The organism is Micromonospora sp. NPDC001898, assembly GCF_042891255.1.
Taxonomy (GTDB): Bacteria; Actinomycetota; Actinomycetes; order Mycobacteriales; family Micromonosporaceae; genus Micromonospora.
Window position 1 is genome coordinate 43,471 of sequence record NZ_JBIATC010000009.1, and the last position, 14,477, is coordinate 57,947.

Consider the following 14,477-nt stretch of genomic DNA (forward strand, 5'->3'; position numbering starts at 1 on the left):
GCTCCCCCGCTCCGGCCCGCCGCCACCGCGAGCACCCCGCCCAGCGCCGCCACCGCTTCAGCCTCGACGGCGCACACCTCCATCGCCAACCTGGTGGGCGGGATACGCCAAGACGCGTTCGGCGGAACCACCTCGCCAGACACAGCCATGAATGCCTCGACGTCCGCGACGAAAGGCACTGCCAGCGGCGGGTGCGCGCCCAGCGAGCCTGGCAGAAAAGGTAGGTGTCGACCGAGGATCCTGCACCTGGGGCTACCTGCTCCGGGCTGCGCATATCCAATCCGGCACGGCCGGGTTGCTATTGCCGCCGTTCCTCTCGGCCGCCACCTCGCCGGAAGGGTCCATCGACTCCACCGCACCCTGCGGCCCGAATGCTGACCGGGCCGCGAAACATCCGGGAAACGCAACCAATCCTGTTCGTCAGTGGCCTCGCGCCACAGCTTCGACATGCCTGTAGAGGAGCATCATGTTCAACTTCAGACGGAGCCTGTCCGCCGCCCTTATGGCCGTCCTCGCCGCGGCCACCGGCGTGGTCGCCGGATCTGCGCCGACGTCCGCGGCGCCGGCGTCCACGACCGGGCCGATGTTCTCCACCACGACAATCGTCAACCGCGCGACGATCGTGGTGGGCAATCCGATGTGCCTGGACGTCCCCGGCGGTTCCACCTCGAACCAGTTGCAGGTCCAGCAGTACAACTGCAACGGTGGCACCAACCAGCAGTGGGAGTACATCCCGGGCGCGACCCCCGGTTACGGCCAGCTACGCAACGTCGCCAGCCAGAAGTGCCTGGACGTCCGCGACACGAGCAGTGCCGCCGGCGCGGTCGTCCAGCAGTACATCTGCATGAACGTGCCGAACCAGCAGTGGCTCTACGACTCGTCCAGCGGATACCTGATGGCCATGCACAGCGGCGGGTGCGCAGCCGTGTACGCCTTGGTGTACAAGTCGAAGGCGCACCAGGAGGTCTGCGGTGGCGGCAGCGCCCCGTACCCCATCTTCACGCGGTGGAACGCCAGCATCTAGTGCCGCGTCTTCGAACGTTTACCGTGTAATCCGTCGGTTCTGAGGACGTGTCGCAGGCTGTTCCCTGCGACTCGCGTGGGGGATGGTGGCCGCTGGGTAGACGGCCAGAGGTCCGGTACGTGATCCACGCCTTCAACGATCGGGGTTCGACGCGCTGAACCCACAGTGGAGCGGGGCGCACCGGGACGGATCGATGACGCAGACCTGAGACTGGATCTGCGTCATCGCCCGGTGCGACCCCCACTTCCTCGGCCGATCCTTCTCCTGCTGGTCCCTGACCAAGCCGCGCGACTATCTGGTCGCCGCCGGCCACGTCGCGGAGGTCAGCGTCGAGACCGTGCGGCGGATCCTGCACGAGCGCGGCGTGTCGTGGCGGCGATGTTGTCCGACACCTGCTCACATGGCGTCGCGGGCTGCCATGGCCTGCTCGCCGGTTGACGACGTTTCACGGTGTCTTGTGTGCCCCTGCCTGCCCCAGACCGCCGGGCGTCCTTCGCCATCACCAATCGATGCGGAGTCTGTGCAGGTGATCCGCCCAGTATTCGGGGTCCTCATGGAAGATCAGCCAGTTGTACTCGCCGAAGTGGTCCTGCTCCCCCCAGAGACGACTGATCACGCGTACCGCCTCCTCGTACGTCACCCCATGCCGTGACACCATCGCAAGCGCGATGTCATGGAAGCACTCCCGGTGCTCGCCGGGTGCGTCGAACTGGAACTCCGGATAGATGCGACCCACTCGACCACTGTCTCACGGCTAAACGCCTTGACCGCCAAGCAACCAACGAGCGATCTTGACCAGCAGTGCCACAGGCACTCACCTGCACAAACAGCCCCCGTCGTCCGGGGCACGTAAGGCCGTTCAGGATTCGGTCGTCTGGTATCTGCGGAGCGCAGCTTCAACGAGCTGGGTGAGGAATTTGCGGTCGCCGGCTAAGTTGCCCGCCTCCTGGACGGCCACCAAAGTGGTTCCGATCCGGACGAGTATGCTGCCGGATTCCAGCGTGCCAGAACCGGACGTCATGCTGCAGCTGACGTGAATACTGTCATCGCCCAGCCGCGGCCCTGGTGCCGTTGCGTAGCGGTAGTTGTCGCCGAAGCGGGACGACGCGACGCTGGGGCAACGGCTGATGAGGGTTCGCAGGTCGGTCATTGCTCGTCGTGCGCCGTCGTCGGCGTAGGTCCTGAGGACTTCGGTTCCCACCCAGGGGTCATCGGGATCCGCGTCATGGCTGAGGGTGGCTGCGGCCATCGCGGACGGAGTCCCGGTTAGGCGCGTGGCCGACAGCAGCGGGATCATGCTCTCCGAACAGGACACGTCGACGCCTGAGCGTTGATTTCCAGCATCCGACGCCATGACTGTCGCGATCTCCACAGTGAATCCGGGCGGCAGTGAGTCCGTGGTCAGCAAGCGTGCGGAAAGCGTCGCGGAGTAGCCGGACCCGCCGGTCGCCGGAACTGCTGGGGAGGCTGGCTTCGTGGCTGTGGCCGAGCCCGTCGCCTGCGCCGTGGAGGGGATCGTTTCGCCCCGTGATCGATCCGCCGTATGAACCGTTGAAGAACCGCACGCGGTCACCATGCAGACGGCCACCACCGCGACTGACCTACGCAGCGCCATCCTGAGCACCGGGCAAACTCCACCTCTCGCGCGAGACGCGTCACGCTACCAGCGCGCGTGGCTTCAGCCGTCGCGCACCCTAGACCGCGTGGGCCTCGCAGCTCGCCGTCAATCCGTCCGGGCCTCGACCTGTGTCATGTCCGCCGTGCCGTCTGCTGCATAGCAGCACCGGAGGGCACATTCATCGAGGAAATTTTCCTCTGACCTCTGTCGGGGGTGGCCGGATTCGAACCGACGACCTCTTCGTCCCGAACTCTCGGCAGGCCGGTCGGATCGGGTGTCATTCGAGGTTGGCCGGCGTGCTGGGGTCGCTTCGGGTTGGGTTCGGTGGGGCGGGTTCGGTGGGCTGGGTTGCTGTACTTCGCTGCTGTACTGCTCCCCGACGAGGAACTGCCTGAAGTGGGTTCGCATCTCCAGCCAGTGTCGGCGATCGTCGCAGGGATGGAGTCGGCCGCAGCGGCACAGGCTCAGGGGCCGACTCGGAGTGCTTGGTCAGCAGGATGTCCGCGTAGGCCACCTGCGCCCTGACGTACTCGCGGAAGGCCGCCGAGGTGTAGATGGCTCCCATCGGTCACCGTCCCGCCCTACGGGCATGGCGGTGATGCCAGAGGGCTTCGGCGACGGCGTCCACGGGGTCAATGTCCCCGGCCGCAAGGCGCTCGCGGGTGACGGCGATCCAGGGCGGCGAGGCGCTGACGGCTTCGCCCCAGGCGGTCCGCGCCAGATCGCCGTGGTGACCGAGGCCCCGGACCACTCGCCAGCCGGTCTGCGCAGCGTGTACACCATGCTCGGCACCTACCTGGCCGGACGCACTGACCCAGACGAATCGACGTTGACCTCCGGGATGGCCTCGTTCGAGTTGATTCGTTAGCCGTTCTGGTCATGCGTCGTGGTCTCGGGCCATCCGCCCCCTGACCGGCGGCGGCGCCGCCACGGCTGCCGCGCCGGCCGGCGGGTACTACGCCGTCGGGATCCCGACGTGCATCTGGACCGGCCGGTGGTCGCTGCCGGTCTGTTCGAGGTGGCGCACGTCCCGGGTGGTGATGGCAGGCGAGACGTAAAAGCCGTCGATGCGTAGGCCGCTGTTCGGGCCGCGCGGCTTGAGGCCGGTGCGCGCGCCGATCTCGTTGGGGTCCTGGTCGACGATCTTGTTCCAGTCTGCGCCGAGGATCGTCAGCACGTCGGACCGGTTGGCGAACTCGACCACGTTGTCGGCCATCACGGCATACGGGCTGCCGGGCCCGGACTGGCAGCGCGGCGGCGGCATGTGCAGCGACGCGAGCCGCACCGGTCGGCCGTTGGTGAGCCGCAGACGCAGCTTGGTGATCCACCGGGTCATGATGGGCTCGCCGCCGCAGGACGCGCCGTCGGTGCCCTTGACCAGCTCGAAGTCGACGATCTCGGCGGCCAGCGCGCGGCGGATCGCCACCGCGCTGCCCTGCCGGTCCTCCGCGGAGGTGTCCTGCCGGACGATCCACCCGTCGCCGAGGACGTCGGCGAGCCGGACGTTCTTCGCCTCCTGGAAGAAGACGATGTCGGCGTACGGGCCGATCTTCGTCCAGTCCTGCCGGACGCCGGGGGCCTGGCGGAACGCCAGGTTGGCGGTCACCACCCGCAGCTCCATGGCGGCGGCCGACGCCGGCCCCGCGAACGTCACGATGGTGAGTGCCCCGGCGGCCAGCACGGCGGCCAGCAGGCCGGCGATGCGTGCTCTGATGCGCATGTCGTCCTTTCTTGCTCGGTGGTGGGTCACAGGAACGCGCCGACGCGGGGCGTCGCGCCGTCCCAGCGCAGGATCGCGGCGTACAGGGCGCGGCGGGCCCCGGCGGGCAGCGAGCCGTCGGCCCCTTGCCGGCACGGGGTGGTGCCGGAGCAGACCCAGCCGTGCAGGAAGATCCGCTGCTCGTCCTCGACTAGGGCCGGGACGAGGTCCGCGCCGCCCGGGCCGCAGATGCCGGTGTTGCCAGTGGTGAGCAGCGGGTGCTCCGCCTGGCCGTGGAAGTTCCACCGGTCCGTGGAGGTGAGGTACACCGTGGCGTAGCTGCAGTTGTTGTAGCCGTACCGGGAGGCGAACAGCACGAACGTGGAGCCCCGCTGGCGCAGCACCGGGTTCTCGATGATGCCGGCGCTGCGGACCAGTTCGGCGCTGGGGTTGCCGATCCAGCGGGTGCCGTTGTCGTTGACCCGCAGCATCCGGATCGACGACGGCGTCTGCTGCGTCTTGTACAGCACGAACCGGCGGCCCTCGGTGTCCTCGAACGGTGCCGGGTCGATGACGCCGGCGGCGGCCACCGGCCGGCCCGGCGCGGCGTCGTCGGCACCATGCGTGCCACCCGGGCAGATCAGCGGGGCGTCGCCGACCGGCTGGTACGTCCCGCCGACGGTGTCGGAGGTCGCGACGCCGATGCACCGCTGCCCGTTCTTGCCCTTGGCCGGGGCCGAGTAGTACAGCACCCAGCCGGCCGGTGTGTGCACCGCATCCGGTGCCCACACCGCGCCACTCTCGGCCCATCCGGGAACCGACCCGAGCACCGTGCCGAGGCTGGTCCACGGCCCCGAAGCGGTGCCACCGCGGTACACCGGGGCCCGACCGCCGGTGGCGAACACGAAGAAGTTGTCGTTGTGCCGCACCACCCCGGGGTCGGCGATGCCGCCGGCCGGGGCGTAGACGGGCTGCGGGGTGGCGGCCGAGGCGGGGGCGGCGACGGCGCCGACGGCGGCGAGCGCGACCGCCGCGACGGCGGCCAGCAGCGGTCGCCGGAACCTGGGCAGGGGCATGTGAGTCCTCCGGGAGAGGGACGGCGAAGACCGCTGGGGCCCGACGGCGCGGCGCGGCGAGCGCCGCCATCCGAGCGCACCGAGCATTGACGAGTGTGCCCACCAGTCCTAGGCTTGTCAATATCTGCCACTGGCATCCGAACTGTCGTTACTTTTGTTCGTGCATTTACGGTGGTGAATTCGATAGGCGACCGGCCCCGGGGGGTCTGTTGCGTTGGGCGAAAGCATGATCCAATTCGGCTTGCCCGGTGTGGCGTGCTTGGCCGGTGTGGTCGTCGTCCCGCGCCCGGTCCTGGTCCCCGCCGCCGTCAGCGTTCGTCGATTCCGGTTTTCCGCCTGAGGTGATCGTGCTGGTGGTCCGTTGGTATCTGCGGTTCAACCTCTCCTACCGGGATGTGGAGGAACTGCTGGTCGAGCGCGGTGTCGGGCAGGTATCACCGGCGTGCCCACCGATCCGCCAACGCAACAGCGCCCCCCGAACCACTCCGGGATTTCATCGCCCGCGCGCACCCCGACGACGCCTGCCAACGCGCGGCCTCAACTACTCGGCCTACTGGTCGGCGAAATCCCCTACCACCAATCCGACGACTCCTTCATGCCCACCACCAGCACCGCATGGCGCGGCACCAGACTCCTGCGCCACTTGGTCGAACGCCTCGATGCCAGCCACCGTTCATCGACCTCAACATCCACAACCTGTGGGCACTGCTCACCGCCCGACGCGGACTCGTCCACGATCACCCCACCACCGGACAAGCCCTCGCCAACCGTGCCGTCGCCATCCTCGACCGTGACCGGATCTCCGCGCAGTCCCGTCAGGAACTAACCTCTATCGTCTACAGCCTGCCTCATTGTGGCCGCATTGGAAGCCACTGCAATCATTGCGCTCATGAGTCTTACAGAAATGCTTCGGATGCGGACTTGACTTCAACGCGCGGAGATCGAAGTCGAATGAGCCATAAGCCTAGTGTCTGCGCCTGCAATGTTTTGACGCTGAACGTGGGAACTGTAGGGTCCGGTTGCCACACGGGTGGTGCTTCGTCCCGGACGATGACGCTCGGAGTGGCCATGAGCTCACGGGATCACACCCCTGTTCACTGGATGAGGAAGGGACCGATGATCAGCGTCACCAGGCTCCAGTCAGATGACCGTCCGGTGTGGGAGCAGCTGTTTTGCGGCTACAACGCCTTCTATGGACGCACGTGGCCCGCGGAGCGGTATGACCATGCCTGGCAGGAATTCCGGCGCGGCGCCCGAGTGCACGCGCTTGGGGCACGGCTGGATGGTCGACTGGTCGGTATTGCCCATTTCTTGGTCCACGCCAGCACGACGTCGCCCGACGTGTGTTATCTGCAAGACCTGTTCACAGCTGTCGACGCGCGCGGCAAGGGAGTCGCCCGGGCGCTGATCAGGGCCACCGAGGCGTGGGCTCGCCAGCAAGGCTGTGATCGGCTGTACTGGACTACAAAGCAGGACAACCACACGGCCCGGCGGCTGTACGACCAGGTCGCCGAAAACCGCGGTTTCATCCAGTACGTGGTTGCCTTCTAGCTTTGACGTCCGGGTGGTTGCCTGCCGCAGCATCCGGCCCCGGCTGGCACAGCCATCCACCGTGGTCCGTGGACGTCCACCGCCGCCTTTACGCCGTCGTCACCCAGATTGTCACCCAGCCCCGAGCGCAGGACTGGGCGAGGGCTGCCAGTGTCGCGTGTCTCAGTTCTTTGACGGTTGGTCTTGGTGAGGATCTGGTCGGCGGTCTTGGTCCAGACGAACGGTTGGCAGCGTTCGTTGTAGGCGTCGATGAAGGTGCGGATCGCGTTGATCAGGTCCGGCGCGCTGGTGAAGGTGCCTCGATGACCGGCGGGCGCCCAGTGCGCGGCAGGTCCGCCAAGGCGTCGATCCCGCCGGTGACGTACCGGGCCCGCCACCCGATGACGGCCTGGCGGGTCGTCCCGCCCCGCCGCGCGATCTCCGCGTTGGGCAGCCCTTCCGCCGCCAGCAACACCATCCGCGCCCGCTGCACATGCCCGGCCGGCGCGGTAGACGAACGGGTCAACTCACGAAGACGAACACCATCACCCAGACGGAGAACCAACGGCGCAGCTACAGAAACGCCTCACTCTCCCGCAACCCAACCGTAAAGCCACTTCAGACACGCGACACTAGCGGAGAAATCCCGTAAAAGGGTAACGGTCCGGACGGCGAGCCAGTGATCGGCTTCAGCATGCCCGAGATCGAAGCCATCGATCCAGAGCGCGTCTTTATCGACAGACGTAAATACGAACATCTTGCTGTTGACCGGGTCGCGCGAGATGTGGGATACCTTTCAGGAGTCGTCGAGTTGCGCTACAGGTCATTACCTCAGGACGTGCCCTGACGGCCCCCTGTCGCCGTGAGTCAATGTAGAACGAGTCGGAATCCCTCGAGAACCACGAAGGAGTAGATGATGACCTTTCAGCCCCCCCGACCCCGCAGAACGAGGCGTCTACTGACAGGTGCGGTGCTGTTGGCGATAACTCTGGCGATCATGCCCACGATTGCCTCGGCGGCGATTCCCCACTCCGGCTCCGGCCAGATCAGCGCCTGCTACACGATCGGCTCTGGTGCGCTCCGCGTGATTGACAGTGAGGCTGGCCAGGCGTGCGACTCCACCGAGCGACCGTTGAGTTGGCCGTCGGCAGGCACCGCGGCGACGCAGTACCAGACGTCCGCGCCGGTTTTCCTGGCACAGGGCGCTGGCGGTCTCACCACGGTCCTGCCAGGACCGGTACTGCCGGCCGGCCACTACGACGTCACCATGGGGACCATGCTCATCAATTCCACTACGCAGACGGACACCCTGAGATGTGGCCTCTTCAATGGGGCCGGCGGGTTGCTGAGAGGGGATGCCGTTTCGGTTTTCGCCAGCTCCTATGAAAGCACCAGCATCACCGCCCTGGTCACCCTTACTGCTCCGGACCGGATCAATGTGCAGTGTCTGCATGACATCTCCACGCCACCCGCTGGGCCTCGCCTGCAGGTCTATTATGCCAACGTTGTGGTGCGAAAAATAGCACAGCGGTTCTAGTGCATCGTCAGGGAGCGAGCCGCGGTGCAGCACAAGCCCGCCGAGCCGCTCAGCTCGCGCGAACTGGAAGTGCCGCACCAGTTGGCGGCCGGCGTACGAACGCGGAGATCGGCAATTTTCCTTCGTCGCGCCCGGCCCAGCCTGAACTGTCGGCTGCGATCGGCCCGGCCCATGACCTCGCCCTGTTCGCCAAACGATTCGTCCGGATACGACACCGGTATCCGGACGAACCTCCGCCTTGCCGGATCGTCGCCCGGACTCAGCCTCGCTCCACCAAAATCCACGAGATAGCCCTAGTGTCGCGTGTCTGAAGTGGCTTTACGGTTGGGTTGCGGAAGAGTGAGGCGTTTCTGTAGCTGCGCCGTTGGTTCTCCGTCTGGGTGATGGTGTTCGTCTTCGTGAGTTGACCCGTTCGTCTACCGCGCCGGCCGGGCATGTGCAGCGGGCGCGGATGGTGTTGCTGGCGGCGGAAGGGCTGCCCAACGCGGAGATCGCGCGGCGGGGCGGGACGACCCGCCAGACCGTCATCGGGTGGCGGGCCCGGTACGTCACCGGCGGGATCGACGCCTTGGCGGACCTGCCGCGCACTGGGCGCCCGCCGGTCATCGATAGAGGCCGCCGTGGTGAGCGCGACGTTGAATCCACCACCGCAGGGCCTGGGGATCACGCACTGGTCGGCCAGAACCCTGGCCGACCAGTTGACCAGGGCGGGCACGCCGGTCAGCTTCGCCGAGGTCGCCCGGATCTGGCGGGACTGGGGCCTGCAACCCCACCGGGCCGAGACGTTCAAGTTCTCTACCGACTCGCAGTTGGAAGCCAAGATCGCAACGTGGTCGGGCTCTACCTCGACCCCCCGGACAAGGCCGTGGTGGTCTGCGTCGACGAGAAATCCCAGATCCAGGCCCTCGACCAGACCGCACCACTGCTACCCATGCGCTTCGACCAGGCCGAACGACGGACCCACGACACGGTCACCGCCGCCACCGGCCGATGGCATCGCCGGCGAACCTCTCAGCGGCCAGGTAGACCGGTCACCCAGCGGTCCAGGGCTGCCGGGGAGCGAAACAACAACACCGGCGGCCCGGACGGATCCGTCTGCCAGGCCCGCATCCGCCGGCGAGCCCGGCCGAACGCGGTGACGTGCCACACCAGGATCGAGTCCCGGGACAGCACACTGCCCAGCGACTCGCGGTTGCCGTTGCAGATCTCCTCCCCCGTCACCAGCCGACGCACGGTACGGCGCAGCAGCCGCCACGCGGAGAACCGACGCGGGTAGTCCAGGCAGACCACCAGGTCGGCGCGAGCCAGTGGCACATCCCGCCACCCGTGGTACGCCCCGTCGAGAATCCAGCGGTCCCGTCGGCAGATCTCCTCGATCCGGCTGCGCTGCTGCGCGACCGGCACCTCGACCCAGCCGGGCTGCCAGAGCAGGTCGTCGACCGGGTACCACGGCACCCCGAGGCGCTCGGCCAGGCGCGCCGCGAGGGTGGACTTGCCCGCGCCGTACACCCCGTAGATCAGGATGCGAGATGGTGCGCTCATCGCGGCAGCGTACGCCCGCCAGCGGCCCGGCATCTTGTCACGGAGCGTTGCGATTGGTGAGGGCGATGAGGAGTTCGCGGGCGTGCGCGAGCCGGTCGGCGGTGATCGACGGGTCGTAGTGCGCGGCTGCCGCCATGCCTTCGGCTGCGTACTGGACGATGAGGACGCAGTCGGGGTGCAGGCCGTCCTGCGCGAAGGCGTCGGCCCACTGTTCGGCGTCGGCCTGGGCGGCTTCGGTCACGCCGGGCACCATGTGCACGCTGTTCCACAGCCCGGAGTAGGCGAAGAAGTTCATCGCCTCGGCGCTGCCGCCGCACAGCGCCCGGACGTAGGCGCGTAGGACCTTGCCGGGGTGGTTCTCGGAGAGATCGAGGAACCTCATGACCTCCGCTCGGAATCGTTCCAGCACGTCGGTTGCGACCGCGAGCAGGAGCACGTTGCGCGTGGGGTAGTGGTGCAGCAGTCCGCCCTTGGACACGCCTGCTTCTTCCGCGATGCTGACCAGCGTGACGCCGCCCCCATGGGTGGCGAGCGCGCGGGCTGTGGCGTCGAGGACGGCACGGCGGGTTCGTTCGGTGTTCCGCGTGTGCGGTGTCGGATCGCCTGGCATCTGCTGTCCTAGTTTCGCTTCTGTGGATCGGCTGGCTGGACGGGACGCTTTCCTGCAGGAGGTATCACGCGCCAGGCGATGATGCCGGCGAGGAGCGTGAGCGCCGCCGCTATGACGGCGGTGACCTGCATGCCGCCGGTGAAGGCGTGCCGTGCCTGTTCGAGCAGCGCCATGGCTTCGGGGCCACGGTCCGCGAGGACGCGGGTCGCGGAGGCGAGTGACTCGGTCACCGCCTCACGGTCCTGCTGTGACACGTCGGCGGGAACCGTGAGCCGGAGCCGGTAGAAGAGCGTCTGGATGGAACCGAGAACGGCGATGCCGAGGGCGATGCCCAACTCGTAGCCGGTCTCGGAGATCGACGAGGCCGCGCCGGCACGTTCACGGGGCACGGCGTCGATGACGGCGTCGGTTGCCAGGGTCATCGAGACACCCACGCCCAGTCCGATGACGGCGATGGCGACGGCGATCCACAGATAGGTCGGCAGGCCCTCCGCCACCGCGAGCAGGACGAGCCCCATGGCGGCGACCAGAAGTCCGGCTCCGATCGCGGGTCCACGGCCGAGCCGTGTGATCATCGCGCCGACGAAGAAGATCACCCCGATCGCGGCGATCGTCGACGGCAGCTCGGCGATGCCTGCCCGCAGCGGGCTGAAGCCACGGACCAGTTGCAGGTACTGGGAGAAGAAGAACAGGAGTCCGCTGAAGGCGAAGATCGAGATCGTGTTCGCGCTCACCGCGCCGGCGAAGGCGGGCGTTCGGAACAGCGAGACGTCGACGAGCGGGTACGTGAGTCGACGCTGACGCCGGACGAACCAGACCCCTGCGGCCAGGCCGATCAGTGCGACCCCAACACCCTGGGGATCGAAGCCGGCGGACACCGTGTGCTTGACCGCGTACACGACCGGCAGGATCGCCGCCACGGACAGCGCGGCCGACAGCAGGTCGATCGGCCCCGAGTCGGGGTTGCGCGACTCCGGCAGCAGGAGTGCTCCGGCGATCAGCAGAACGACCATCACCGGGACGTTGATGAGGAAGACCGAGCCCCACCAGAACTGTTCCAGTAGTGCCCCGCCCACCAACGGTCCGAGCGCCGCGCCACCGGTGGCGCCCGCGGACCAGATCGCGATCGCCCGCGTGCGCTGGGCCGGGACCTCGAACATGTTGCGGATGATCGACAAGGTCGAGGGCATCAGAGTGGCACCGCTCACGCCCAGCAGGACCCGGGCCGCGATGAGCAACTCGGCCGACGGCGCGAACGCGGCGAGGACGGATGCCAGCCCGAACCCGACGCTGCCGATCAGCAGCAACCGTTTCCGGCCGATCCGGTCGGCCAGGTTGCCCATCGTCACCAGCAGGCCGGCCAGCGCGAACGAGTAGATGTCGCCGATCCAGAGCAACTGCGTCGCGGACGGGTTCAGATCCGCCGTCAACGCCGGCACGGCAAGGGCCAGCACGGTCCCGTCCACGGCGAGCAGCACCACCGCGAGGGTCAGGACACCGAGGGCGGCCCACTCCCGCCGGCCGGCGGCCCGAGGAAGCTCGGTCGCTTCTACCATCCATCGAACCTAGCACTACCGACCAGATGGTCGGCTGGATCTGTGTCGCACGTCCCCGATCGCTTCAGGCGCCCATGGCCGGCCCCGGGGCGGCAGCCTTGGTCACCGACCCCCGGTTCGCGCAGTCGTCCGAGGCGGAGCGGAGATCCGATGCGGCGAAGATCCGATGCGGGTGAGCGGAGGACGCCGAGGGCCGGGGCGAGGACGCCCCGGCCCCGACCTCGATCAGTCGATGACGGCAAGGACGATCTTGCCAGTCGTGCGGCCGGTCTCGCCGATCTCGTGCGCCCTGGCCACCTGCTCAAGCGGCAGGACCACCTCGATCTCGGGGCGCAGCCGCCCCGTCTCGACGAGCGAGGCGATCGCCCTCATCCCCGCGTGGTCGGGTTCGACGATCGTGAAGCCGGCCCGTACGCCGCGCTCGCGCGCCTTCGACGCCAGATCGGCCTCCGCCGGCGCAGCGAGCGACACCACGATGCCGCCGTCGCGCAACGTCTGGAGGGAACGCGGCCCGTAGTCGCCCCCGATGGTGTCGATCACGATGTCGACGTCGCTCACCGCCGACGCGAAGTCGACCCGCGTGTAGTCGATGACCTCGTCGGCACCGAGGCCGTACACGAAGGCGTGCTTGGCCGAGCGGGCGGTGCCGATGACGTACGCGCCGTGTGCCTTGGCGATCTGGACGGCGAGGTGGCCGACGCCACCCGCCGCGGCATGGACCAGTACCCGCTGACCCGGGCGCACCTCGGCGGTGTCGACCAACGACTGGAACGCGGTGAGCGCCGCCACCGGGAGCGCGGCGGCCTCCACGTGGGAGAGCGCGGCCGGCTTGCGGGTGAGGTGCCGAGCCGGGGAGGTCACGTACTCCGCGTACGTGCCCGCCGGTTGCGGAAGGCGCGGCATGCCGAACACCTCGTCGCCGGGCCTGAACATCGTCACACCGAGCCCGACCGCCTCGATCACGCCGGATACGTCCCACCCCAGCCTGACCGGCGTCTCGCCCAGCAGCCCCCCGGTGGCCCGGTGCCACCAGTCGGTCGGGTTGACGCCGGCCGCGTGGACCCGGACGAGCACCTCCGAGATCCCCGGCTCCGGGCGGTCCACCTCGACCACCTTCAACACCTCGGGCCCTCCGAGCGAGTCCTGACTGACAGCACGCATGATCTTTCCTTTGCTCCCGCACGAATCGCCGATCGGCGTACGGCCAACACTGCGGGAGGCGGGTACGTGCTTCGAGTGGCCAGATCGCCAACATGTGAAAGGATCTGGCCATGCATCGCGTCGTCGTCCTGGCTCTTGAGGGTGTCTATCCGTTCGAGCTGAGCATCCCGGTGCGGATCTTCGGCAGCGCGACGGGCGAGGACGGCGACCCGCTCTACGAGGTGGTCACCTGTAGCCTCGACGGCGCTCCGGTCGCGACGAGCGCGGACTTCGTCGTCGCGGTGCGGCACGGGGTCGAGGTCTTCGAGACGGCGGACACCCTGGTGATCCCCCCGTTCGTGTGCGGTCCCCCGGAGGACCGGAACCTGCTTCCTGACGAGTTGGCCGAGGCACTCACCCACCTCCGGCCGGGTGCCCGCATCGTGTCGATCTGCACCGCGTCGTACGTCCTCGCCGCCGCCGGCCTCCTGGACGGCCGCGTGGCGACCACGCACTGGAACGAGGCCGACCGTTTCCAACGGATGTTCCCCCGGATCAAGGTCGATCCCGGGGTGCTGTTCGTCGACGACGGAGACGTGCTCACGGCGGCGGGGGTCGCCGCCGGGGTCGACCTGTGCATGCACCTCCTTCGCCGCGACCACGGCAGCGAGGTCGCCAACCGGGTGGCGCGGCTGTGCGTCGTGCCGCCCTGGCGCGACGGCGGCCAGGCGCAGTTCATCGAACGTCCGGTGCCCGAGCCTTCCACGTCCACCACGTCCATGACCCGCGACTGGGCGCTCGACCGGCTCCATCGACCATTGACCCTGTCCGAGCTGGCCGGCCACGCGCGGATGAGCGTGCGAACGTTCTCCCGGCGCTTCCGCGACGAGGTCGGGACGACCCCCGGCCAGTGGTTGACCCAGCAACGCGTCGCACACGCGCGCCGCCTGCTGGAGTCGACCGATCTCCCGGTGGACCGCGTCGCCGGCGAGGCGGGGTTCGGAACCGCCGCCTCGCTACGCCAGCACCTGACCGCCACGATCGGCGTGTCGCCGACGACCTACCGCCACACGTTCCGCGCCAGCCGTGCCACGCCGACGAGTGCGCCGCGCTGATCGGCTTCCGGGCACCGCCCGCCATCCGCC

At 68.2% G+C, this 14,477-nt stretch carries 15 protein-coding genes and 1 pseudogene; 7 read left to right on the forward strand and 9 right to left on the reverse strand.

Annotation, left to right across the window (positions count from 1 at the left end):
* Positions 1-466 precede the first annotated feature (466 nt).
* A complete protein-coding gene (locus ACFYZF_RS20025) occupies positions 467-1,024 on the forward strand; it encodes an RICIN domain-containing protein (RefSeq protein ID WP_387022849.1) in 558 nt (185 codons plus the stop codon).
* A gap of 499 nt (positions 1,025-1,523) precedes the next feature.
* Here the strand turns inward: ACFYZF_RS20025 and ACFYZF_RS20030 are convergent, their stop codons facing one another.
* Entirely contained in the window at positions 1,524-1,760 is a 237-nt protein-coding gene (locus tag ACFYZF_RS20030; protein ID WP_387022851.1) for a hypothetical protein, read from the reverse strand.
* Positions 1,761-1,883: 123 nt separating this feature from the next.
* On the reverse strand, positions 1,884-2,396 hold the full coding sequence (locus ACFYZF_RS20035; RefSeq protein ID WP_387022853.1) for a hypothetical protein: 513 nt from the start codon (positions 2,394-2,396) through the stop codon (positions 1,884-1,886).
* Between the two features lie 835 nt (positions 2,397-3,231).
* On the opposite strand from ACFYZF_RS20035, the gene ACFYZF_RS20040 reads away from it, so the two are divergent.
* Positions 3,232-3,510 (forward strand): hypothetical protein, encoded by a 279-nt coding sequence (locus tag ACFYZF_RS20040; RefSeq protein WP_387023141.1) that lies wholly within the window; start codon positions 3,232-3,234, stop codon positions 3,508-3,510.
* Positions 3,511-3,597: 87 nt separating this feature from the next.
* On the opposite strand, the gene ACFYZF_RS20045 is transcribed toward ACFYZF_RS20040, so the two are convergent.
* Together ACFYZF_RS20045 and ACFYZF_RS20050 are read right to left on the reverse strand one after the other, a co-directional pair.
* Positions 3,598-4,362 carry an endonuclease/exonuclease/phosphatase family protein gene (locus ACFYZF_RS20045; RefSeq protein ID WP_387022855.1) on the reverse strand — a complete coding sequence of 255 codons (765 nt, stop codon included), beginning with the start codon at positions 4,360-4,362 and terminating at the stop codon, positions 3,598-3,600.
* A 26-nt stretch (positions 4,363-4,388) separates the two neighbouring features.
* Positions 4,389-5,417: a glycoside hydrolase family 43 protein gene (locus ACFYZF_RS20050; protein WP_387022856.1), complete on the reverse strand. Its 1,029-nt coding sequence runs from the start codon at positions 5,415-5,417 to the stop codon at positions 4,389-4,391.
* A gap of 1,116 nt (positions 5,418-6,533) precedes the next feature.
* Between ACFYZF_RS20050 and ACFYZF_RS20055 the strand changes: the two genes are divergently transcribed.
* A complete protein-coding gene (locus ACFYZF_RS20055) occupies positions 6,534-6,968 on the forward strand; it encodes a GNAT family N-acetyltransferase (protein ID WP_387022857.1) in 435 nt (144 codons plus the stop codon).
* Between the two features lie 271 nt (positions 6,969-7,239).
* Here ACFYZF_RS20055 and ACFYZF_RS20060 read toward each other — a convergent pair whose 3' ends face one another.
* Positions 7,240-7,473, reverse strand: coding sequence for a helix-turn-helix domain-containing protein (locus ACFYZF_RS20060; RefSeq protein ID WP_387022859.1), 234 nt, complete (start codon positions 7,471-7,473; stop codon positions 7,240-7,242).
* A gap of 153 nt (positions 7,474-7,626) precedes the next feature.
* Between ACFYZF_RS20060 and ACFYZF_RS20065 the strand changes: the two genes are divergently transcribed.
* The 3 genes and pseudogenes from ACFYZF_RS20065 to ACFYZF_RS20075 form a co-directional block, all read left to right on the forward strand.
* A complete protein-coding gene (locus ACFYZF_RS20065; RefSeq protein WP_387022861.1) occupies positions 7,627-7,794 on the forward strand; it encodes a hypothetical protein in 168 nt (55 codons plus the stop codon).
* Between the two features lie 150 nt (positions 7,795-7,944).
* On the forward strand, positions 7,945-8,484 hold the full coding sequence (locus ACFYZF_RS20070) for a hypothetical protein (RefSeq protein ID WP_387022863.1): 540 nt from the start codon (positions 7,945-7,947) through the stop codon (positions 8,482-8,484).
* A gap of 451 nt (positions 8,485-8,935) precedes the next feature.
* Positions 8,936-9,070 (forward strand): annotated as a pseudogene (locus ACFYZF_RS20075) (helix-turn-helix domain-containing protein); the annotation flags it as partial.
* 425 nt (positions 9,071-9,495) lie between these two features.
* Here ACFYZF_RS20075 and ACFYZF_RS20080 read toward each other — a convergent pair.
* The 4 genes from ACFYZF_RS20080 to ACFYZF_RS20095 form a co-directional block, all read right to left on the reverse strand.
* Complete coding sequence (locus ACFYZF_RS20080; protein ID WP_387022865.1) at positions 9,496-10,026, reverse strand: AAA family ATPase; 531 nt, start codon at positions 10,024-10,026, stop codon at positions 9,496-9,498.
* A gap of 37 nt (positions 10,027-10,063) precedes the next feature.
* Positions 10,064-10,636: a TetR/AcrR family transcriptional regulator gene (locus tag ACFYZF_RS20085; RefSeq protein ID WP_387022867.1), complete on the reverse strand. Its 573-nt coding sequence runs from the start codon at positions 10,634-10,636 to the stop codon at positions 10,064-10,066.
* An 8-nt stretch (positions 10,637-10,644) separates the two neighbouring features.
* A complete protein-coding gene (locus tag ACFYZF_RS20090) occupies positions 10,645-12,117 on the reverse strand; it encodes an MFS transporter (protein WP_387022868.1) in 1,473 nt (490 codons plus the stop codon).
* 300 nt (positions 12,118-12,417) lie between these two features.
* Positions 12,418-13,353, reverse strand: coding sequence for an NADP-dependent oxidoreductase (locus ACFYZF_RS20095; protein ID WP_387022870.1), 936 nt, complete (start codon positions 13,351-13,353; stop codon positions 12,418-12,420).
* Between the two features lie 110 nt (positions 13,354-13,463).
* On the opposite strand from ACFYZF_RS20095, the gene ACFYZF_RS20100 reads away from it, so the two are divergent.
* Positions 13,464-14,447 carry a GlxA family transcriptional regulator gene (locus ACFYZF_RS20100; RefSeq protein ID WP_387022872.1) on the forward strand — a complete coding sequence of 328 codons (984 nt, stop codon included), beginning with the start codon at positions 13,464-13,466 and terminating at the stop codon, positions 14,445-14,447.
* Positions 14,448-14,477 lie beyond the last annotated feature (30 nt).

Excerpts from the sequence above, each read along its gene's own strand:
- ACFYZF_RS20080 (WP_387022865.1), bottom strand. The coding sequence starts at position 10,026 with ATGAGCGCACCATCTCGCATCCTGATCTACGGGGTGTACGGCGCGGGC.
- ACFYZF_RS20070 (WP_387022863.1), top strand. The coding sequence starts at position 7,945 with ATGCCCACGATTGCCTCGGCGGCGATTCCCCACTCCGGCTCCGGCCAG.
- ACFYZF_RS20040 (WP_387023141.1), top strand. The coding sequence starts at position 3,232 with ATGGCGGTGATGCCAGAGGGCTTCGGCGACGGCGTCCACGGGGTCAAT.
- ACFYZF_RS20050 (WP_387022856.1), bottom strand. The coding sequence starts at position 5,417 with ATGCCCCTGCCCAGGTTCCGGCGACCGCTGCTGGCCGCCGTCGCGGCG.
- ACFYZF_RS20025 (WP_387022849.1), top strand. The coding sequence starts at position 467 with ATGTTCAACTTCAGACGGAGCCTGTCCGCCGCCCTTATGGCCGTCCTC.
- ACFYZF_RS20045 (WP_387022855.1), bottom strand. The coding sequence starts at position 4,362 with ATGCGCATCAGAGCACGCATCGCCGGCCTGCTGGCCGCCGTGCTGGCC.
- ACFYZF_RS20095 (WP_387022870.1), bottom strand. The coding sequence starts at position 13,353 with ATGCGTGCTGTCAGTCAGGACTCGCTCGGAGGGCCCGAGGTGTTGAAG.
- ACFYZF_RS20055 (WP_387022857.1), top strand. The coding sequence starts at position 6,534 with ATGATCAGCGTCACCAGGCTCCAGTCAGATGACCGTCCGGTGTGGGAG.
- ACFYZF_RS20100 (WP_387022872.1), top strand. The coding sequence starts at position 13,464 with ATGCATCGCGTCGTCGTCCTGGCTCTTGAGGGTGTCTATCCGTTCGAG.
- ACFYZF_RS20085 (WP_387022867.1), bottom strand. The coding sequence starts at position 10,636 with ATGCCAGGCGATCCGACACCGCACACGCGGAACACCGAACGAACCCGC.